The organism is Candidatus Zixiibacteriota bacterium (assembly GCA_020853795.1).
Classification (GTDB): Bacteria; Zixibacteria; MSB-5A5; order CAIYYT01; family CAIYYT01; genus JADJGC01.
This window is the reverse complement of the sequence record JADYYF010000209.1, coordinates 1-20,000: the sequence shown is the minus strand read 5'-3', so window position 1 is coordinate 20,000 and position 20,000 is coordinate 1. Positions and strand designations below refer to the sequence as shown.

General features: G+C 59.4%; 19 protein-coding genes. 11 read left to right on the top strand and 8 right to left on the bottom strand.

Annotated elements, in window-relative coordinates:
• Positions 1 to 134 precede the first annotated feature (134 nt).
• The 6 genes from IT585_15265 to IT585_15240 all read left to right on the top strand — a co-directional run bounded on the left by IT585_15265 (position 135) and on the right by IT585_15240 (position 6,134).
• Complete coding sequence (locus IT585_15265; protein ID MCC6964611.1) at positions 135 to 689, top strand: dihydrofolate reductase family protein; 555 nt, start codon at positions 135 to 137, stop codon at positions 687 to 689.
• 237 nt (positions 690 to 926) lie between these two features.
• Positions 927 to 1,415 (top strand): VOC family protein, encoded by a 489-nt coding sequence (locus IT585_15260; GenBank protein ID MCC6964610.1) that lies wholly within the window; start codon positions 927 to 929, stop codon positions 1,413 to 1,415.
• 132 nt (positions 1,416 to 1,547) lie between these two features.
• Entirely contained in the window at positions 1,548 to 2,093 is a 546-nt protein-coding gene (locus tag IT585_15255) for a hypothetical protein (protein MCC6964609.1), read from the top strand.
• A 129-nt stretch (positions 2,094 to 2,222) separates the two neighbouring features.
• Positions 2,223 to 2,717 (top strand): hypothetical protein, encoded by a 495-nt coding sequence (locus tag IT585_15250; GenBank protein MCC6964608.1) that lies wholly within the window; start codon positions 2,223 to 2,225, stop codon positions 2,715 to 2,717.
• Between the two features lie 167 nt (positions 2,718 to 2,884).
• On the top strand, positions 2,885 to 3,514 hold the full coding sequence (locus IT585_15245; protein ID MCC6964607.1) for a hypothetical protein: 630 nt from the start codon (positions 2,885 to 2,887) through the stop codon (positions 3,512 to 3,514).
• Positions 3,515 to 3,797: 283 nt separating this feature from the next.
• Positions 3,798 to 6,134 (top strand): M28 family peptidase, encoded by a 2,337-nt coding sequence (locus IT585_15240; protein ID MCC6964606.1) that lies wholly within the window; start codon positions 3,798 to 3,800, stop codon positions 6,132 to 6,134.
• Between the two features lie 74 nt (positions 6,135 to 6,208).
• Here the strand turns inward: IT585_15240 and IT585_15235 are convergent, their stop codons facing one another.
• On the bottom strand, positions 6,209 to 6,886 hold the full coding sequence (locus tag IT585_15235) for a carboxymuconolactone decarboxylase family protein (GenBank protein ID MCC6964605.1): 678 nt from the start codon (positions 6,884 to 6,886) through the stop codon (positions 6,209 to 6,211).
• Between the two features lie 180 nt (positions 6,887 to 7,066).
• On the opposite strand from IT585_15235, the gene IT585_15230 reads away from it, so the two are divergent.
• The 3 genes from IT585_15230 (at position 7,067) to IT585_15220 (ending at position 10,476) form a co-directional block, all read left to right on the top strand.
• Positions 7,067 to 7,729 (top strand): hypothetical protein, encoded by a 663-nt coding sequence (locus IT585_15230; GenBank protein ID MCC6964604.1) that lies wholly within the window; start codon positions 7,067 to 7,069, stop codon positions 7,727 to 7,729.
• A gap of 102 nt (positions 7,730 to 7,831) precedes the next feature.
• Entirely contained in the window at positions 7,832 to 8,650 is an 819-nt protein-coding gene (locus tag IT585_15225) for a hypothetical protein (protein MCC6964603.1), read from the top strand.
• Positions 8,651 to 8,775: 125 nt separating this feature from the next.
• Entirely contained in the window at positions 8,776 to 10,476 is a 1,701-nt protein-coding gene (locus tag IT585_15220) for a beta-lactamase family protein (protein ID MCC6964602.1), read from the top strand.
• 28 nt (positions 10,477 to 10,504) lie between these two features.
• On the opposite strand, the gene IT585_15215 is transcribed toward IT585_15220, so the two are convergent.
• Together IT585_15215 and IT585_15210 are read right to left on the bottom strand one after the other, a co-directional pair.
• Positions 10,505 to 11,161 (bottom strand): CDGSH iron-sulfur domain-containing protein, encoded by a 657-nt coding sequence (locus IT585_15215; protein ID MCC6964601.1) that lies wholly within the window; start codon positions 11,159 to 11,161, stop codon positions 10,505 to 10,507.
• A 2-nt stretch (positions 11,162 to 11,163) separates the two neighbouring features.
• Positions 11,164 to 11,523 (bottom strand): cupin domain-containing protein, encoded by a 360-nt coding sequence (locus IT585_15210; GenBank protein MCC6964600.1) that lies wholly within the window; start codon positions 11,521 to 11,523, stop codon positions 11,164 to 11,166.
• An 83-nt stretch (positions 11,524 to 11,606) separates the two neighbouring features.
• On the opposite strand from IT585_15210, the gene IT585_15205 reads away from it, so the two are divergent.
• A complete protein-coding gene (locus tag IT585_15205; GenBank protein ID MCC6964599.1) occupies positions 11,607 to 12,404 on the top strand; it encodes a PhzF family phenazine biosynthesis protein in 798 nt (265 codons plus the stop codon).
• Between the two features lie 197 nt (positions 12,405 to 12,601).
• Positions 12,602 to 13,516 carry a hypothetical protein gene (locus IT585_15200; GenBank protein MCC6964598.1) on the top strand — a complete coding sequence of 305 codons (915 nt, stop codon included), beginning with the start codon at positions 12,602 to 12,604 and terminating at the stop codon, positions 13,514 to 13,516.
• Here the strand turns inward: IT585_15200 and asnB are convergent.
• From asnB to IT585_15175, 5 genes are all read right to left on the bottom strand, one after another.
• Positions 13,506 to 15,506 carry an asparagine synthase (glutamine-hydrolyzing) gene (gene asnB, locus IT585_15195; protein ID MCC6964597.1) on the bottom strand — a complete coding sequence of 667 codons (2,001 nt, stop codon included), beginning with the start codon at positions 15,504 to 15,506 and terminating at the stop codon, positions 13,506 to 13,508. The two genes, IT585_15200 and asnB, sit on opposite strands and share 11 nt — an antisense overlap.
• Positions 15,507 to 15,545: 39 nt before the next feature.
• Positions 15,546 to 17,105, bottom strand: a complete 1,560-nt coding sequence (locus IT585_15190) for an acyl--CoA ligase (GenBank protein ID MCC6964596.1) — start codon at positions 17,103 to 17,105, stop codon at positions 15,546 to 15,548.
• A 57-nt stretch (positions 17,106 to 17,162) separates the two neighbouring features.
• Positions 17,163 to 17,426 (bottom strand): acyl carrier protein, encoded by a 264-nt coding sequence (locus IT585_15185; GenBank protein ID MCC6964595.1) that lies wholly within the window; start codon positions 17,424 to 17,426, stop codon positions 17,163 to 17,165.
• Between the two features lie 55 nt (positions 17,427 to 17,481).
• Positions 17,482 to 18,447 carry an NAD(+) synthase gene (nadE, locus tag IT585_15180; GenBank protein ID MCC6964594.1) on the bottom strand — a complete coding sequence of 322 codons (966 nt, stop codon included), beginning with the start codon at positions 18,445 to 18,447 and terminating at the stop codon, positions 17,482 to 17,484.
• Between the two features lie 101 nt (positions 18,448 to 18,548).
• A partial coding sequence (locus IT585_15175) for a hypothetical protein (protein MCC6964593.1) occupies positions 18,549 to 20,000 on the bottom strand: 1,452 nt, incomplete at its 5' end.

Sequence of the window (20,000 nt, the reverse complement as noted above, 5' to 3'; positions counted from 1 at the left end):
CCGGTAGCCCACCCGGAGCGCCAGCGCAGGGTGGGGACCGTTCGTAGGTCGGGTTCCGAGCGTTCCTGGAAATTGAATTGAAGGATGCTCGTGGAAGCGAGAAACCCGACATCTTGTCTATGTGAAAGAGCCCCATGAGAAAAGTTGTCTTTGCTATCAATATCACCGCTGACGGGTTCTGCGACCATACGGACGGGATTGCCGACGACGAGTTGCACGCGTACTTCACCGGACTTCTGCGCAATGCCGGCGTCCTCCTCTTCGGCCGGATCACCTATCAGCTCATGGTTCCCTATTGGCCCGACGTTGCCAAGAGCCAATCCGAAACTGCGACAATCAACGAATTCGCCCGTGTCTTCGACTCGCTCGATAGAGTCGTCTTCTCCACGACACTGAAGCAGGTTGCTGATGACAAGACGCGAATCGTGCGCGGGAATGTCGCCGAAGAGGTGCTCGCGTTGAAGCAGAAGCCGGGAAAGGACATTTGCGCCGGAAGTTTGAGCATTGCGTCCCAGCTCTCGGCCCGCGGTTTGATTGACGAATACCATTTCGTCGTTCACCCCGTCCTTGCCGGCAAAGGTCCGCGACTATTCGACACCATCAAGCTGCAGAACTCGCTTCGCTTGGACTTCCTCGGATCGAAGACCTTCCAATCCGGCGTCGTTGCCCTCCACTACAGACGCCGGTAGCCTGCCCGTGGCGGCAGCCGAGGGTGGGATTCGCTGGAACTACTTGCCGTCTCCCGGGCCTCTCCGCAGGGTCCAGGTCTGCCCTCCCGCCATCTGAACCTCCACCGGGACCCTTCCCGATCACCCCAACCGTGTCGTGCCGACATCTCCCCGCAGATGTGATTGACATCCGCCCCCGATGACACTTTCTTATCATTTGTAGATCAATAAAGTCCACATCCAAACAACGGAGCACCGATGCAGAAAATCGTCACCTCACTATGGTTTGAAGACCAGGCGGAAGACGCCGCCAAGTTCTATACTTCCGTGTTCAAGAATTCGAAAATCACGCAGATCGAGCGCTTCACCGACGAGGCCGCCCAGGCCACCGGCGAGCCGGCGGGTGCCGTGATGATGGTCGAGTTCGAATTGAACGGACAACGGTTCATGGCCCTCAATGGTTCGCCCCAGATCAAATTCACGGAAGCGACCTCCCTGCTGGTCAATTGCGATTCGCAGGCCGAAGTCGACGATCTCTGGGCCAAACTCACTGCCGACGGCGGCCAGGAAAGCCAGTGCGGCTGGCTGAAAGACAAGTACGGCTTGTCGTGGCAAATCGTGCCGACCGAAGTGATGGCCATGTTGCGTGACAAGGACGCCAAGAGAAGTGCGCGGATGTTTGCGGCGGTCATGACAATGCGCAAGCTCGACCTCGCCGCGCTGCGCCGCGCTTACGACGGTAAGTAGCCGCACGTACAGGAGGCTCGCGCCCGCCGCTGATGCCTTGTGGACGAGGCCAAAAATCGCCGCGAGAAATCGGCGCTGTCAGCCGAGAATGATTGTATAATTGATAATTCCCGGCCTTGAGGAGGTTCGACAATGACATCACGATTCATCTACGGCATGTTCCTGGTTTTGGCGCTGTCGCTGCTTGTAGGTTCCAACAGCTCCGCCGCGCCTTTCCCGCTTAACTTCAACCTCGATTCCCTGCAGAAAGCCGACAAACAGCCGCCGGCGTTCGAGGATCATCTCGTCGCCTTCAAGGGCATCGTTACGCAGTATCGCCAGCTTCCGGACGGCCTGCCCTATTTCTTCGTCCAACTCCCGGCGCCGAATCCGAAAAACGACGGCCTCTGGGTCAAGGGTTTCGCCAACGCCAAGCCGGGTGATATTCAAGTCGGCCATCTGGTCGTGATCCTCGGCTACTTCATGGCGACCGACCCGAAAGACAAAGCGATCACGGATATCCACAAGAAGCCTTATCATATCGCCGGCCTCTGCGTCGCCAACGGCACCACGCAGACCGGTATCTACGCCAAAGAGGCCAACAGCATCTGCGCTCAATGGCAGAACGGCACGATTCCTCAAGTCGCCCCTGCCGATCCGCCCAAGGCCAAGGTGATTGCGCCCGCCGAGAAGAAGTAGCGCACGGGCTCGACTCCGTTTCTCGATCGGCCGGTACAAGTCGGGCTGCTTCAGAATTCGATAGCACAAACGCCGATTTCAAGCGTACCTTTTGTGGACAAAACTCTACATGAGAAGGGCTGGACTATTATGAGCAAAGGACGCTGTCTCCGTCGATTGCTGATCGCGATCATCGCTGTCTCGGCATTCGTTTCATTTCCCGGCTGCTCCGATCGACCCACCGACGATGGTCGCAAACCGCCCGATTTCGTGGTCGTGCCGACTGTGGTCACCGTCGGCGATCACTCTTACCGCGCCGCCGTTGAACCCTGGCGCGATCTGGAACCCGGCGATGCCAGCGGCCTCCTCGCACGGGCTATCTTGATCGAAGCTGACTCTATGGACGCCGACTCCAACCTCTCGCCCACCTACATCTGGATCGCCACGGGTGAGCAGATTTGGGGTGCTCCTCTCAAAGAGATCGATCGTCCGTCGTCCTATCGATATCTCATCACCGCCATGGCGCGCAACGGCCCTTACTGGCCGCCGCAAGCGCTGGTTCAGACAGTAATCGAATTTGGCGATGCCGATGGGCAACGCTACCTCCTGCGCGCGCCGGACACCGCCATCTTGGCCGCTTACTGATCGCAAGATCATAAAACGCGACAAATTCGCCCTTATGAATCCTCAATTGTCGCTTGGTGTCCATGAAGTCCCTCAACGTGGATAATTTTATGCTATTTTTGTGGCACCTCCGGACTCTTTGTGCATATAATCGAGTAAACAGTCCAACCTGGAGGGAGAAACGATCCATGAAATCCACGAAAAACCTGCCGACCTGCCGTCCCGGCCACGCTCTCGCCGTTGCTGCTCTCGTCTTGTTCAGCTTCAGTAGCCGGCTTCTCGCCCACTGCGACACCATGAACGGGCCAATCATCCCCGAAGCGCAGGCCGCTCTGGCCGCCGGCGATGTCACCCCGATCCTCAAATGGGTCAAGCCGGAAGATGAGGCCGAAGTTAAGGCTGCCTTCGCCAAGGCGATCACTGTTCGCCGCTCCGGCCCCGAAGCTGCCGAGCTTGCCGACCGCTATTTCCTGGAAACCCTCATCCGCGTTCACCGCGCCGGCGAAGGCGCTCCCTATACCGGCCTCAAGGATGAACCGGCCGAGCCGATCGTCGTCATGGCCGACAACACCATCATCCAGGGCTCTGCGGATGATATGATTGCCAAAATCAACGCCCATTTCGGCGCAGTGATTCAGGAGAAGTATGCTGCCATGATGAAGGCGAGAGCCGACAAGGACAGGAGCGTCGAAGCCGGCCGCAAGTTTGTCGCGGCCTATGTTGACTACATGCACTATATCGAAAACGTGCATGCTGCGATCGCCGCCGAAAGCGGTCACCACCACGAAGGCGCCGCCGACTCTCATTCCGGCGAATAACAGTACAACTCACCATGAGCGGCCTCGAGTTCTGCCTGCATTTGAGGCCGCTCTCTTATACTATCCACTTAACTCATCATTAGTCCGAGACCTCCTGACGAGCGCAACGCGCTCCCCGAAGCGCCAGCGGGCGGCCAACTATTCATTGCCTTTTTGGGCGATTTTCGTATATTTCAGCCGATTTAACGAATCTGCGATCCGACCCGGCCCGTGCGCGGGATCGTTCGCTCTGTCTACTTCAAAAACGCAATGATTCCGTTCGCCATAGCCCAGGAGCCTCCCCATGAAGTTCACTCTTAAAGTCCTCTTGCTCTCGATCCTCGTCGCATCGGCGGTTCATGCGGCCGACCTTTACCGCATTCGCGTCAACAGCCCGGCTGCCGCCGATCACTTCAACCGACTCGATCTCCAGCCGATCAGTCGTTTGCTTGACGGTTACCTCATCCTTGCCGACGCTCCGGCCGCCGCCGCTTTGACCGATGAGCATGGCGCCGAACTTATCGCCAAAAACATTTCAGTCTCCGAGCTGGCCTTCGATCTCCGTGGTGATCGCAAAAACGCCATCCAGTACCCGCTCCTCTTCGAGGACGGCGCCGTCCGTCTCTACCGCGTGCCGGCCAATCTTCTGGCATCTTCGCGCGTTCAGCTTGACCTCGCGCCGGCCACCGTCCTGCGCGTCGCGATCAGCTATACCGAGACCCGCCCGATCAACCGTAAAGCCATTGCTGCCGGCGTCGATCTCGATTCACTCATCGCCCTTGTGCGCCAGGACTCCTTGCAGGCCTACGTCAACCGCCTGCAGGCCTTCGGCCAGCGCGTCACCGGCACCGACTCCAACTTCGCCGCCCAGGTCTGGACGCGCGCCAAGTTCCAGTCGTTCGGATACGACTCCGTCTTCTACGATACCTTCACAACCACGATCTATGGACTTCCTAAGGTCGTCCGCAACGTTGTCGCCGTCAAACTCGGCACCCGCTTCCCCAATCGCTACATCGTCGTCGGCGGACACCAGGACGCCGTTCCCAGCTCGCCGGGCGCGGACGATAATGGCTCGGGGACTGCCGGCACCCTCGAAATCGCGCGCGTACTCGCCGGCATCGAGTCCTATGTCTCGATCGTCTTTATCGCCTTCGATGCTGAAGAGCAGGGCCTGTACGGATCCAATCACTTCGCCGACGCCGCCGGCACTCGTGGCGACAGCATCGATTTCATGCTGAACATGGACATGATTGCGCACTATGAGAATTCGAATCAGGCCAACCTCTACAGCGGTCCCGATCTGAGTCTGACCAATCTCTGGACGCAACTGGCGGACTCTCTTCTCGGCATCAGCGCGACCTTCGCCGGCGTCGCCAACAACTCCGATCACGCTGGCTTCGTCAATAACGGCTACACGGCGACCTTCGTGCACGAGTACATCTTCTCAACCGAGTATCATTCCAGCACTGACAGCACCACCTACATGAATTTCAGCTATATGACCAAGATGGTCAAAGCGTCGCTGGCAACCGTGTACGCTGGGATGCTCAATGTTTCGGCGCCGGCCTTCGAATTCGTCTACGCTCCCGGCGCTCCGGAATATCTCTTCGCCGGCAAAGACACCACCATCGGCCTGACACTCGTGAGCAAGAATAACGCCGCGGCCGTTCCCGGCAGTGGCCGGCTCCACTGCTCGATCAATTCAAGTGCCTACATCGAGACACCGCTCACCGAACTGGCTCTGGGCGAGTACCAATTGACCTTGCCGGCCCTCGCCTGCGGCGACACCCTGCGGTTCTATGTGACCATCGAGGAAACCAGCATCGGCCAAGTCTCTGACCGCTCCGCACTCGCGCCGTATCAGCCCGTGACGGTCACCGAGACAGCCGTTACCTTCGCCGACAACTTCCAGACCGATCTCGGCTGGACGGCGGAGGTTATCGGCGCCACCGCCGGCGCCTGGCAGCGCGGCGTGCCCGTGAATGATCCCAGTTGGGAGTACACCCCCGCGACCGATGCCGACGGCAGCGGCAGTTGCTATCTGACGCAAAACATCATGGGCAACAGCGACGTCGACAACGGCGCCGTCCGCCTCACCTCGCCCGCCTTCGACCTGACCCCGCAAGGGTCGGTCTCATACTATTACTTTCTAACCTTGACCAACACCGCCGGAAACGTTGATCGCCTGCTCGTAGAGATGAACGACGGCCAGTCCGCCAACTGGGCACAGCTCGCCCTGCACTTTTCCGACACCGGCCGCGAGTGGGTTTGGAACAAGATCACTTCAAGTCAGATCGCAGCGGCAGGTCTCGGCCTGACTGCGAACATGAAGGTCCGCTTCACCGCCAACGACGCCAACACCCAGAGCGTGGTCGAGGCCGGGATTGACGGCGTTACCGTCACCACCTTTGACTGCGTGAGCGGACCGTCGTATCTCTGCGGTGACGCCAATGACGACGACCTGGTGTCGATTTCCGATGCCGTCTATCTCATCGGCTACATTTTCGGCGGCGGTCCGGCGCCCGTTCCTCCCGCCGCCGGCGACTGCGATTGCAGCGGCGCCATCAATATCAGCGATGCCGTCTATTTGATAAACTATATCTTTTCCGGTGGTTCGGTCCCCTGCGCGGCTTGCAGTTGACGCGCGACCGTCCCCTTTGAAGCGGCGCTGACACCGGCATCCGGCGCCCGCCGGATGCCGGTCAGCATTGTCCTCTAATGCTGCGCCGCCGTCGTGTTGGTCTGCTGGCTCTTCACATACTGACAGGCCTGATCGATCTCGCGCTTGAATTGCTCCAGGCCGATCTGCAGCCCATTGATGTAGGTGCTCCAGCCCGCCGAGGACTTGGCGTAGTGCAAGGCGTCCTCGATCTCCGCTTGGGTGGCGCCGTTCAGCTTGGCAACTTCCGTGTGATAGTAGATGCAGTATTGGCACTTCGTGGCGGCGGCCACCGCGATCCCCAATAGCTCCCGATACTTGTTCGGAATCGCCCCCGGCGCCATCTGTACCTGTTTGAATAACTCCCATTCCATCTGCAGCGACTCGTCCGGTACCGCCTTGAACATCGACGGCACCAGGCCGAACATCTCTTCGATTTCCTTGTAAATCTGCTCGCGGGACTTCCGGCCCGCCAAGACCTGGCTCTCAGCGGCTGTCCATTTGGCCACCGCCGCTGCCGGATCCTTCATGGCCATCTCGTGGCAGGTCTTGCTGCAGCAGGCATACTGCTTCCCCCCAACGGTCAAATACTGGGTCGACGCACTTACCGTGAATACCTTGCCGCAACCGCACACCGCGACCAGGTTCTCCAGTGACTGCGCCACCAGCACCGCCGGCGCTGCCAACATCGCACAAAGGAGCAGCCAACCGGCAATGAGACGGACGTTTTGCATGACACCCTCCTCAAGTTGTGTGTCGCCGGCGCCCCTAGCGCGCAGACAATCGCGCCGCGGGCGCGCCGTTCGGGCCGTGGCCCTAAAAGTGGATTAAGTGGATAAACTATCGCAACTCCAAGTGACTGTCAACCGCAAATTTCCCCGCGCCTCAGCCGCTTCGACCCCATCGAGAATTCCTTGACATGGCGCTCCGAATCACCCTCATTTTTCTCCATGACCTTCGAAAGATTGTGGGCCAAAGAACACGCCGTCTTGCTGCGTGAACTCCGGGCGCACTTCGGCGGCGAGATCATCGAACCCAAATCCGATCGCCGCCTCGATTCGAGCCTGCAGCGTGGCTATTCCGTTGAACCGTCCTACTTCGTCTATCCCGCCTTTCAATGCGAAATCTCGGGAGTTCCGCTGAAGGTCGAGATCAGCGAAATGGCGCTCGACGGACAGGTGTCCCTCCCCGACGAACGAACGGTGGAATACCTAGTTCTCCGCACCCGCTCCCATACGCCCGGCAACTTTCGGATTCGCCCCGAGGGGATTTTCGACCGCGTCCGCAAAGCGCTCAAACTGCATTGGGAACATGAAACCGGCGACAAAGAGTTCGACCACCTCTTCAATATCGACCTTCCCGATCACCGCGCTTCGCCGGCGCTCGCCCGCCCTGACGTCCGCGCCCTGATCGTCCAGCTCCTGCCCTTCGAGTATTTGCAGGCTCACCCCGGCGGACTGCGCCACTCCACCATGATCGAGGATCCACAACAGCTATCCCGCGATTACGTCTTCCAGCGCCTCGAACGCCTGGTCGAACTGGCAACCATCCTGCGGGACGATCACTCCGACGCCTGAGCCCGACTTCATATTCTTCGCAAGCCGGCCCCTGCCGACCTTGTCCAACCAGTCAGAAATCTCCGGTGCCGACTTGCGGCGCTAAATGAAAGGAAAATGCCAATGCTGCGTGCTGTGCTGCCCCTGCTTCTGGCCACCGTAGGCTTGCTCCAACCGGCTCTGGCTGACGAACACCTTGCGTCCCGTTGGTCGCCCGCGCCGATCGTTGTCGATGGCGATGCCGACGAATGGCGCGGGATCGTCTTTCAGTACTTCGACAACGACAACTCGGCCCTCGGCATTATGAACGATGCCGACAACCTCTACCTGATTGTCCTCTCCCGCGATGAAGCCACCATCCGCCAGATGGAACGGCGCGGCGTGACTGTCTGGATCAGTCCCGACGGCAAGAAGAAGATGCAGTACGGCCTGCGCTACCGTGGCGGCATGGCCAAGGCGCGCATGGACCAACGCGAACGTGCCGGCGACGCGCGTCCACCGCAAATGCCGGAAGGCCGCGAGGAAATCCGGGAAGAGCAGGCGCGGCTTCGCAAGATTATCGAAGTCTTCGACAACAAACAGACCCGAGAGATTCCTGCCGCGGGCGAGCAAGGACCGGCCGCCGCCACCGCGTTCGGCAATGACGTTTACAGCTGCGAATTTCTGATCCCGATCACTGCCGACTCCGGCCGCTACTCGCTGCGGCTGACCGAACCCGGCAACCTCGCGCTGGGAATCCACATCGGCTATGTCTCTGACGCTGACAAAGCCCAGATGAAAGAACGCTTCAAGGAACGCGACGGCGAACCCCGCATGGGCGGCATGCCGCCCGGCGGCTTTGGCGGCGGCGGGATGACTGGCGGACGGCCGCCGCAAATGCGTCGCGACGCCGAGAAAAAAGAATTCTGGATCGCGGTCGACCTGGCCCGCAAACCCGAATAGCTTCCGGCCCGCTCCGCCTTGCTCCACCGTTCCGGAAATTCGCGATCCGGCGAAACCTCAAATGCCCCGGCGGCGTATATTCCTATAATTATAGTAAGTACTTACTAATGTTTAGGAGACGCTTGATGATCCTCCCCCGCAATGTTACCGCATTAGTTTCTCGTTTGGTCGTCCTGGCCGCTCTCACGCTCGCTGCCGGCGCAACCACTGCCGCCGGCGTCGCCCCGCAGCAGGTCGATTCGATCTTCGCTCCGTTCACCTTGCCCGGTTCACCCGGCTGCGCCGTCGCGGTCATTGACAGCCACCGCATCGTCTACAGCAACGCCTTCGGACTGGCCAACCTCGAACATGACGTGCCGAATACGATCGAGACCGTCTTTGACATCGGCTCCAATGCCAAGCAGTTCACGGCCACGGCCATTCTCTTGCTCGAAGAAGAGGGCAAGCTCTCCATCGACGACGACGTGCACAAGTACATCCCCGAATTGCCTGCCTATCCCTGGCCGATCACGTTGCGCCATCTGCTCACCCACACCAGCGGCATCCGCGACTACTTCGAGCTGATGATGCTCAAGGGCGTCTTCGTCGGTAACCAGTACCCGAATCGTTACTACCTCGATTTGATCTGCCGTCAGCCCGAACTGAATTTTCGTCCCGGTGAAATGCAGATGTACTCCAACTCCGGCTTCATCCTGCTGGCGGAAATCGTGAACCGCGTCTCCGGCCAGTCGCTCGCGGAGTTCGCACGTGAACGAATCTTCGAACCCCTTGGCATGACGCACACCCGTTTCGTCGAAGACGCCTCTGTCATCATTCCCCATCGCGCCGCCAGCTACGGCAGTCTTCCCTCCGGCGGCTACTGGCAGGGCGTCTCGATCGCTACCAACAACGGTGATGGCGGCATTCTCAGCACTCTCGCCGATCTCGCACGCTGGGATCGCAACTTCTACGACAACCAACTCGGCCGCAAGTCACAGCTGCTCTTGCGCCGCCTGCAGGAGCCGTTCGTGCTCAACTCCGGCGATACAATTCCCTGGGGCCTTGGTCTGCGGCTGGGTCAACACCACGGCCTCCCCGTTGTATTTCACGGCGGCGCTTACTTTGGCTTCCGCTCGGAAATCTTGCGGTTCCCCGACCAACAGTTCACCGTGATCGTTCTCGCCAATTCCGATAAGGCCGTAGCCTGGACACTCGCCTATCAAGTTGCCGATCTCTACCTGTCCGAATCGTATCACGACGAAGGTGTCGATGCCGCAACTCCGCCATCATATCAGCCCGATCCCCGCGCTCTTGCCGACAAAGCCGGGCGCTATCGCAACCCGATCTCCGGCATCATTTGGACCGTGACACCAACCGACACGACTCTGGAGATCGCCACTTCGACCGGCTTTGCGTTCCAGCTACTCCCGACCGGCGCCGACCAGTTTATTTCCGTCGGAATACCGCAGCAGGCCTCAGTCCGCTTTGAACGCGACAGTGGCAATGCCTGGGCGGCGATCTTCACCTCACCCGGGCAGGCTCCCGCCCGGCTTTCGTCGATTCCCCAGCGGACACAAAACCCGTCGCTGGAAACCTATGTCGGGAAATACCATTGCCGCGAATTGGAGATGACCATCTCGCTGCTGATGTCTGGGGAAGTGCTATCAATGCGGTCGGACGACGCCGATCTGGATTACCGTCTCACACAACTCTTGCCGGACGAGTTTTCGGCGGCCAATGGCGGCTATCTGCTGCACTTCATTCGCGGCGAGCATGACCAGATCGCCGCGCTGGCCATCAGCTCGCAGCGCGTCAAGAACCTCCGCTTTGACCGTATTGCGGGATAGGCACGCTGCCGACGGGAAATGCCGGGGCCTAAGCTGACTTGAAGTGAACGCGGTGGTGCGAGCCGTCACAAAACGGCTTGCTTCCCGAGGCGCCGCAACGGCAGAACGTCGGGTCCTTCTTGATCGCCGTCGACGAATCACCACCCGAAATCTCGACGACGCCGGTCACCAGCAGCGGTCCGTCGGTCGACGGCACGATCGCCACCTCCCCCGACGCCGTCATCTCAGCAGCATCACTTCGCGCTTGCTCGGGCAAAACGCCGGCATCGCGAAAACCCGCCTTCCGGTGGCTGCCATCGCAGAACGGCATCCGCTTCGTCGCACCGCACCGGCACAACGCCACCCGCGTCTCTGCGATGATCGTCTTCCCCTTTTCGTCTTCGATCCGAATCTCTCCGCGCAGATACAACGGTCCGTTCGGTTCGATCCGCACGCAGTTGGTCGCCGGAGTCGTTTCCTCGGCCCCGCCATCGCGTCGGCGAAAGTGCAGCGCCCCGGTCGGACACCGCAGAATCACCTCGGCCACGCGATCAGCGCCGGCATTGTCTGGCTTCACCCACGGTGTGACCGCCGTATCGAAGACCTGCGGCAATCCGCGCACACATTCGGCCGCATGAGTGCAGCGCTTCGCGTCGTAAGTGACCTCAATCTGCTGCCCCGCGTATCGGTGAATTCGCTCTGCCATCCTCAAATCCAATCGAGTTGTTGTTTCGTCTTCTCGTTCGTCTTATCCCCCGTATTGACCGTCCCCGCCGGCTCAAACAACATGATCCAGCACTCCCCCTCTGCCACCGGATTGTGCTCCACGCCGCGCGGCACGATGAAGAACTCGCCGGCATTAATCATGACGTCACCGCTGCGCAGTTGCATGCGCAGGCGTCCGCGATGGACAAAGAACATCTCGTCTTCCTGCTCGTGTTGATGCCAGACAAACTCCCCTTTCAGTTTCGACAACTTTACGTGCTGCCCGTTCAATTCACCGACAATTCGCGGCGACTCGTATTCCTTGATCAATTCAAACTTCTCGTCGAGGTTGACTTTTCGCAATTCCATGATTACCTCTCTGGCGTCAGGCCCGCCGTGACAGCGGCCGGCGTGACTAAGGGATTCAAACAAACATCGAGGATAAAATGAAGCAAACCATCTTCACCGTCGACAGTTTCACCAATCGTCTCTTCGCGGGCAATCCGGCCGGCGTCTGCCTGCTTGCCGACACTATCGATGATACGCTCAAGCTGCAGATTGCGCGCGAACTCAATTTATCCGAGACCGCCTTTCTGCTTGATCACGGCGGCCACTTCAAGCTCCGCTGGTTTACTCCGTCCGTCGAGGTCGATCTCTGCGGTCACGCGACCCTCGCCAGCGCGCACATCATCTGGGAGCAAGGCGCCCGTCGACCGGTAGAGCCCCTTGTCTTCAACACCCGCAGCGGCCAGTTGACTGCCCGTCAGTCCGGCAACTGGATTGAACTCGACTTCCCCGCCTATTCCGTCACCCCGGCCGACAATGCGGCCGCCGTCGGCAAAGCTCTCGGTCTCGCACCTCGCGCCGTCTGGCGCAGCTCCAGCAACAAGCTCCTTGCCGAGCTCGACAGCGCCCACGCCGTCCGCACCGTGCAACCCGACTTCTCCGCCGTCGCGGCCCTCGGCGGCAATGGCGTCATCGTTACCGCACCTTCCGATGATTCCCGCTACGACTTCGTCTCGCGCTTCTTCGCCCCGGCCATCGGCATCAACGAAGACCCCGTTACGGGCGCCGCCCATTGTGTTCTGACACCCTTCTGGCAAGCCCGCCTCGGCAAAAGCGAGATGATGGCGTTTCAAGCCTCCGCCCGTGGTGGCGAACTTAAGCTTCGTCTCGAAGGCGATCGCGTCAAGTTGCTTGGCCAAGCCGTCACCGTTATGCGCGCCGAAATGAATCTGCCGTGAGCAACATTCTCTCCACTTGGCGCTTCATGGGATGGATTATGTGATCGATGTAATGCGCTATAAGTCAATGCCTTATAATTCGCAGACGAACTTGTCGCCCTGCAAAAAATTGGGCAATTCTTGCCGACTCAATGCGTATAACCTCTTGAGTTGGGATGAATTGACAAAGTTGCTAACCTGATTTCGGGGAGTCTACCGTGAACAAGATTATCGCCGTCCTTCTGATCATATCGCTCATTGGCAACATCATCGGCCTGTACTTCGCCTACCACTTTCTGAAGTTCAAAGGCCGCATCGAGAATATGCAGGAGTCGCTCGATGACGCCGCCAAGATTATCAGCGATCTGACCGACAAGGTCGAAGCCAACGTCTCCAAACGAATGGTGTTCCTCCATCACTCCGTCGGCAAGGGCATCCTGCAACAGGGGGGCTTGCGCGACAGTCTGCTGGCGATCGGTATTTCCGTGAAGGGCGCAACTTACGGCGATGAAGTCGGCCAGTTCACCGATATGTGCCACTGGTCGCCTAAGTTCGCGAACGACTTCGACCGTATCCTCGACTTCAAGAATCATCCCAATGTTTACTACCAGGACGGCCGCTCCAACGACATCATCATGTTCAAGTCCTGCTTCCCGAACAGCTTCATCACCGGCGAAGGCTCCGGCCCTGGCGACCCCACCAGCCGCGAACGCACGCTGCAAAACTACAAAGCCAGCTTCGCGGAACTTGGCAAAGTGTTCCGCCAGCACCCCGATCGTCTGTTCATCTACATGACTTTCCCGCCGCTGACCACGGCCGAGACCAACCCGGAGGCCGCCAAACGCGCCCGTGAATTCAACAACTGGCTGCTGAGCAAGTTCTTGCCGCAGTACCGGCAGGAGTCGGGACTCGACAATTTTCAGATTTTCGATCTCTTTGACATTCTTGCCGATTCGGACAACGTCCTGCGCCGGGAATTCCATCGCGACAACGAGCACGACTCTCATCCCAACGAAACCGGCAACAAGATTGTCGCCCAGAAATTCATGGAGTTCTTCAGGCCGGTTTGGAATCAGTGGGAGAACAAGAGCGGCACGCAGGCTGCGGCCACCAAAGCAGCGCTTAGCTCTTAGGCGAGTCCTGCCGGCTGGCCTCGCGCCAGACGCGAAATTCGCTCACCCGCGGCGTCTGGTGCGCATCAAAGTTGCGGATGAAGCGATCGGCCAGAATCTGCGTCGACAGGATGCCGACGAACGCCATATTGTCTTTGAACGAGATCTGCGCGCCCGCCTGCTTCCGGCATTTCTCGTAGAGCTTCCCGGCCATGGTCGGATTGAAAACGCCGACCTCGCTGAGTCGTTGCGGCGAAAGTAACTCCCGGACATACTCCGGTGCATCCGACTGCGTAAATGATTTGGCATCCGGCGCCATGTACGGCTGCTTCGGCCGCTGGAGAATCGCCGGCGGCAGCGATCCCTTCATCGCTTTCTTCAGAATCCACTTCTCTTTCAGACCGAACATTTTGTGCCGCGGTGGAATTCTGGCCGCCAGCTCGATCACGCGATGATCGAGAAACGGATAGCGGCCCTCCACTGCATTGGCGGCGGCCATCCGATCCCCCTGCGACGACAGCAGGTAGCCCGACAAGAGCGACTTGGCCTCCAGGTATTGCGCCCGCGACAACACCGGCCAGCGTGCAAACGCCCCCGGCAGCGTATGCGCGAAGGCATCTTCCGCACTCCATTCCGCTGCCTGCGCCTTGTTCATCGGCAAATAGAAATCCTTGATCCGCGACGTCGTTTTCATGCGTGGCATATGCGAGAAGTAATATTTGTCGGTCTCGGCCAGACCCTCGCGATAGAATTCCTTCAGGAAGTAACTCGACCGCACCTCGCTCAGCGGCAGCGTCGGATACAAGCGCTGCAACAGCAGCGGTCGCCAGCTTGAGTCCGGATGCCGCGACCACCACGCCCGTATCTTCGTCTCCTTGAAAATATCATACCCGGCGAAAATCTCATCCGACCCCTCGCCTGTCAGCACGACCTTGAATCCGGTCTGATTCACCAGCCGCGACAACAGGTACATCGGCGTCGGCGCCGTCCGCAGAATCGGCCGCTCGGTGTGCCAGATCACGTCCGGAAAGTGCTGCGCGATATCGCGGTAGTCGCACTGCACCGAGTGATGACTCGTCCCCAATTGCGTCGCCATCTGCTTCTGATACTCCGACTCGTCAAACGCCGCATCGCCGAACGCAATCGAGAACGACTCCAGCCGGTTCGTCGTGAATTCCCGCACCAGTGCCGCAATCGCCGACGAATCCAGCCCGCCCGACAAGTATGCCCCCACCGGCACATCCGCCCGCAACCGCAGCCGTACCGAATCGATCAACAGTGCATGCAACTCCTCGGCCCATGATTCGACACTGCGTTCTTCGTCGTAGTGCTCCGGATATTCCATCGCCCAGTAGCGCCGCGGCTTCATGCCCGCGCTCGTAATCTCCAGACTGCATCCTGATTCCAATTCACTGATTCCGGCAAATGCCGTCCGCGGTGGCGCGGTCGTCCACCAGGTGAAAATTTGATCCAGCCCTTGCGGATCAAGCCGCCGTTCGATACTCGGATCGCAGAAGAGCGCCTTGATTTCCGATGCAAAGTAGAATCGCCCTTGCTGCGTCGTATAGAACAACGGCCGCTTCCCCATTCGGTCGCGCGCCAGAAACAGCGATTGCTTGCGGGTATCGTAAATTGCAAATGCAAACTGACCGTTGAACTGCTGCACACAGTCGCTGCCCCACTGCTCGTAAGCATGCACGATGACTTCCGTGTCGGAGTGCGTGCGAAAGCGATGGCCATGCTGTTCCAGCACCGGCCGCAATTCGACGTAGTTGAAGATCTCCCCGTTAAATGCGATCCAAACCGTCTCATCCTCGTTGCACAGCGGTTGCTGGCCGGTGGATAGGTCGATAATCGACAGGCGGGCATGCCCCAACGCACACTTGTCGTCCAGGTACGCGCCGAATTCGTCCGGTCCCCGGTGCCGGATAACCGAAATCATGCGCACCAGCAGATCGCGATCCGGCTCCCGCTGGCCTTCAAGCTGAAAATATCCGGCTATGCCGCACACTGATTGCTTCTCCCGCTCGATTCGGATGATCCCGAAATGTTACGCTGTCTGCTGCTTCAGCAATTGCTTGTTGACCTTGCCCGACTGGTATTTCGGCAGCGCGCTCATGAACTCGATGATCTTCGGCACTTTGTAATCGCTGATGGTCCGCCGGCAGTAGGCCTGTATCTCCTTGGCGTCTGCGGCAACGTCGTGCTTGAGCACGATCACCGCCTTGATCGCCTCCCCCAACAGCGGATCCGGAACACCAAAGACACACACCTCGAACACTTTCTCATTCGTCAGCAGGCACTCCTCAACTTCCTTCACGCTCACGCGATTGCCCCCCGTCTTGATGATCTCTTTCTTCCGTCCGACGATAAAGATGAACCCGTCCGCATCCTTGTAGCCCAGATCCCCCGTGTGCAAGCGCGCATCGATCAGCACCTGGCCCTCCTCGTCCGGCTGGTCCCAGTAGCCCAGCATCACGCAATCGCCCGCCACCACCAACTCGCCGGTTTCGCCTGCGGGTATCTCGCGTCCGGCATCATCCTCAATCGTGACCGTGATCCCGCTCAACGGGATGCCGATCGAACCCAGCTTCTCCGCCAGCCGCGCCGGCGGCAAATACGTCACGCGCGGCGACGCCTCCGTTTGGCCGTACATGATATAGATTTCCTTCTGCGGAAATGCCGTCATCAACTTGCGAATGATCTCCGGCGCCATCGCACCGCCCGCCTGCGTGAAATACCGCAGCGATTTCAGTTCGCGGCTGGTCAAGGTCGACTTGCCTAACAGGATCATGAAATTCGACGGCACACCCGACAGCCCCGTGCATTCCTTTTGCTCCAGCGTGTTGAGCACCATCTCCGGATACATGAACTGATTGTCGATCACCAGGCAGCCGCCGCACGCAATATGCGTCAAGAGCAGCGAGTTGCCGTAGATGTAGTAAAACGGCAGGATGACAAGAATTCGATCCGCTTCCGTCAGCTTCAAGTACTCGATGGTCGCGAAGGTATTACTCACCAAGTTGAGATGCGACAACATCACCCCTTTCGGCGTGCCGGTGCTGCCGGAGGTGTAGAAAATCGCCGCCAATTCGTGCACGGCACCGTTGCGCTGGCGGATTATCGGGGCATCTCCCCCGGCGCTCAGCCGCGCCTGGACTGTCCCCCCCTTGATCTCGTCGAAGGTGGTTACCGGAACCGCTACATTGGGGAGCCTCAACGCAGCGTCGCAGATTAGCAGATCCACCGGCGTCTCGCCCTGAAGCGCACCCGCCAGTTGCCGCCGATAGCGCGAATGCGCGATCAGAACCTTGATGCCGCAATTGCCGAGGATGAAGCGTAGCGTCTCGGCCGTGGCCGAGGAATCCAGCGGCACCACCACCAGCCCGGCCGCGGTGACCGCAAAAAACGCCTCTACATATTCGATTGAGTTTTCGACGAGAATGCCAACCCGGCTGCCGGTCGGCAGTTGCAGTTGTCGCAGTCCGTCAGCCAGCCGCGCCGCTTCAGTGCAGAGCTGCCGATATGTGACCGTTCGCTCCTGGTCGATCACCGCCGGGCGTTCCGGAAATCGTTGCGAACTCCGCTCCAAGAGATCGGTGAGCTTCATAACTGAATTATCGGGAAAGGCGCTGGCGCCCTAAACCGGCGCGAGCGGCCGCGCGCTCTATCCGGCGAGCTTCTTCCGTATGTATCCCAGCAGGCACTCGACGCTGTCCAGGTTGGTCGGGAGCATCTCGTTGTCGGCGACCGTGATGCCGTATTTCTGCTCGAGAAACCCCGTCAACTCCAGAATCCCCATCGAATCCACGATCCCTTTGCGCATAAACGAATCGGAATCGCTGAAATTGACGCTCTCGTCGCCCAGCAGAAACGTATCGACAATGAACTGCCTGATCTCGCCTCGCACTTTCTCTGCTTCAACCTGCATACGCTTCCTTATTGCTTCACAGGACGCCCCGCCGCTCCTGCCTGGTTCCTGAATCCTACTTGATCTCCAACGGCGGCAGCCGCAGCGGCTCCGTCGCCACGATCTTGCGCTCGATGTTGGCATACCCGTGCTCCACCTGATCGACCGTCAGCCCCAACACCTCTGCCGCTTTGGCGGCCGGCACTCTGTGCTCCAGAGCATACCACAGCATGTCCATGCGGTAGAAGTCGAGCCCGAAGAAGAATTCCTCCTGCGTCTGATCCGCACCGTAAGTATCCGTCGTCGGTGTCCGCTTGAGGATTCCTTGGGGCACACCGAGATACTCCGCCAACTGGAACACCTGGATCTTGAACAGGTGCGCAATCGGCTTCAAATCGGTGCCGCCGTCGCCGTACTTCACGAAGAATCCCTGCATATGTTCGTCTTTGTTGCCCGTCCCGACGACCGCCCAGTTGCGGCGCTCGGCATGATAGTACAACGTCGTCATCCGCAGGCGCTGCTTCAAATTCGACGAGGCCACGATCTGCGCGTACGCCGCCGGCGGCATCCGCTTCACCTTTGGCGCCTCACCCTCCCGCTGAATCGTCAGGTGGAAGAAGTTGAAGGTGTCCTTCGCCAGGATATTGCCCGGAATCGTAATCTTGCACTTGTAGCTCTCGTCGAATTCCGGAAATACCTGCTTGATCGCCTCGTTACGCTTGGCGTAGCAGCCCATACCTGCCAGTCCGCCGGTGATTTCTTCCTTGATCGCCTCGAAACCGAACGTCGCCGCCAGTTCGCGCGCCAGTCGCTCGCTCTCGCCGGACGACTCCTTCTCCGGCATCATCACGCCCAGAACCCGCTGCGGTCCCAGCGCGCGCGCACACAGCGCCGCCACGACCGACGAGTCGATCCCGCCGGAAATCCCCACCACCGCACCGCTCTTCTTCAAATCATCGCGAATCTGCCGGCGGATGGTCTCGCATAGCGCGTCTGTTACCCGCGCGGCATCCAAGCGCAATATGTCCTTATGAAACTCCAAGTGATACCTCTGCTTGCTGCATCATTATCTGCCCAAATCGGCCACTACGTTATTATCGGAAATTGCGGAATCCAACTGCATCGTCTGCCCGCCGCTGCCGCCTAATGCCCGTGTCCAACCTTCAGCTTTTCCAGCCCCTCGATGCGGGGGATCGTCCCCACCACCGCAAAGCCCAGTGACTGCTCGGCATCATCGATCTTCTTAATCGAGTTGTCGAAAAACTCGGCAATGATTACGGCGCCCACGCCGAGCGAGATCCCCACCAGGAAGCCCAGCAACACGATCATCCGCTTGTTCGGCCAGATCGGCGACCGCGGCGTCCGCGCCGGCTCCACCACCCGAAACTTCGATTCGCTCAGCAACGCCTGCGAAATCTGCGTGCCCTCCGTGGATAGCTTGAACTGGTCGCGCAGAAGCCGCGCGGCGTCAATCTCGCGGTCCAACTGCTCAATCCGTGCCGCATACCCCGGCATCAGGCTCACCCGCCGATTCACCTCGGCCACCGCCAGCTTGAGATTGTTGTTGTAACTGTACAGCACTTCCAGCCGCAGCCGCGTCGCAAACAGCGTGCTCAAGCTCTGCTGATCGGCCGCGGACAGATCGCTGAAGCCCGCCTTGACCAGACGGTCGACCTCGGCGTCCATCCCCGACATCAGCTCATACAACCGCACCTTAAACGAAACCAGGCTCGGTGCATTCCAACTGTACTTCTGCATCAACTCCATCGTCGAACCGAGCAATTGGTTGATCTCACCCTGCGTCTTGGTGACGCTCTCCGACGGCTGAAAGCTGGGCAATCCGCCCGGCAAGCTCGCCAGCCGCAATTGCAACTCGCGCACCTCGTTCTCTTTGTTGCTGATCTCCAGCGTAATCCCCTGGATTTCTTGCGTAATCTGCCGCCGGTTGGCTTCCGAGGCCACCCCCTCGTCCACCTGCATCTGCACCTGCTCCGTCTCCAGCGCGGTCTTCTGGTTGATCTTGTCCTGCAAGTCCCGCTCGTAGATCTCGAGTTGGTCGGAAGAGAAATTCGAGGTCGCGCTGACCGCCCGCGATTCCTGCTTGGTCTTCTCCTGAATGAAAATGTCGCCCAGATTCTGCGCGATCAATTTCGAGCGCTCCGGATCGGACGACTGCGCGATGATGCGCACCTGGTTCAGCCCGGCAAATTCCACGTGGATGCGATTCCGCAAGGTCTCCAGCAGGATGTCGAACTTGAGATCGTCCAGCGGCACATCCGGCTGCTGCACCTGAAGCTGCCGCGCCATCAGTTCGATTCCCGGATCCTTGTCCAAACCGATGTTGCGACTGAGCTGGCTGATGAACGGCGCCGAAATGATCTCATTCTGTAGACTCTGCAGCTCGCGCGACTGCGTTTCGGGATTGCCCCCCAGGCCCGATCCCCCGCCGCCGATCAGCCGCTGTAAATCCTGCGACAGCCGCACTGGCTTCTCCATGAAGATCGTCACCGACGACTCGAAGACCGGCGTCAAATAGAACGTGCTGGCGGCCGTGACCACCGTCACCAGGATGGCCGGGATCACCAGCAGCCATTT

What these genes read in the sequence shown, in the direction of transcription:
- IT585_15265 (MCC6964611.1), top strand. Translation starts at nt 135, where the DNA reads ATGAGAAAAGTTGTCTTTGCTATCAATATCACCGCTGACGGGTTCTGC.
- IT585_15260 (MCC6964610.1), top strand. Translation starts at nt 927, where the DNA reads ATGCAGAAAATCGTCACCTCACTATGGTTTGAAGACCAGGCGGAAGAC.
- IT585_15255 (MCC6964609.1), top strand. Translation starts at nt 1,548, where the DNA reads ATGACATCACGATTCATCTACGGCATGTTCCTGGTTTTGGCGCTGTCG.
- IT585_15250 (MCC6964608.1), top strand. Translation starts at nt 2,223, where the DNA reads ATGAGCAAAGGACGCTGTCTCCGTCGATTGCTGATCGCGATCATCGCT.
- IT585_15245 (MCC6964607.1), top strand. Translation starts at nt 2,885, where the DNA reads ATGAAATCCACGAAAAACCTGCCGACCTGCCGTCCCGGCCACGCTCTC.
- IT585_15240 (MCC6964606.1), top strand. Translation starts at nt 3,798, where the DNA reads ATGAAGTTCACTCTTAAAGTCCTCTTGCTCTCGATCCTCGTCGCATCG.
- IT585_15235 (MCC6964605.1), bottom strand. Translation starts at nt 6,886, where the DNA reads ATGCAAAACGTCCGTCTCATTGCCGGTTGGCTGCTCCTTTGTGCGATG.
- IT585_15225 (MCC6964603.1), top strand. Translation starts at nt 7,832, where the DNA reads ATGCTGCGTGCTGTGCTGCCCCTGCTTCTGGCCACCGTAGGCTTGCTC.
- IT585_15220 (MCC6964602.1), top strand. Translation starts at nt 8,776, where the DNA reads ATGATCCTCCCCCGCAATGTTACCGCATTAGTTTCTCGTTTGGTCGTC.
- IT585_15215 (MCC6964601.1), bottom strand. Translation starts at nt 11,161, where the DNA reads ATGGCAGAGCGAATTCACCGATACGCGGGGCAGCAGATTGAGGTCACT.
- IT585_15205 (MCC6964599.1), top strand. Translation starts at nt 11,607, where the DNA reads ATGAAGCAAACCATCTTCACCGTCGACAGTTTCACCAATCGTCTCTTC.
- IT585_15190 (MCC6964596.1), bottom strand. Translation starts at nt 17,105, where the DNA reads ATGAAGCTCACCGATCTCTTGGAGCGGAGTTCGCAACGATTTCCGGAA.
- IT585_15185 (MCC6964595.1), bottom strand. Translation starts at nt 17,426, where the DNA reads ATGCAGGTTGAAGCAGAGAAAGTGCGAGGCGAGATCAGGCAGTTCATT.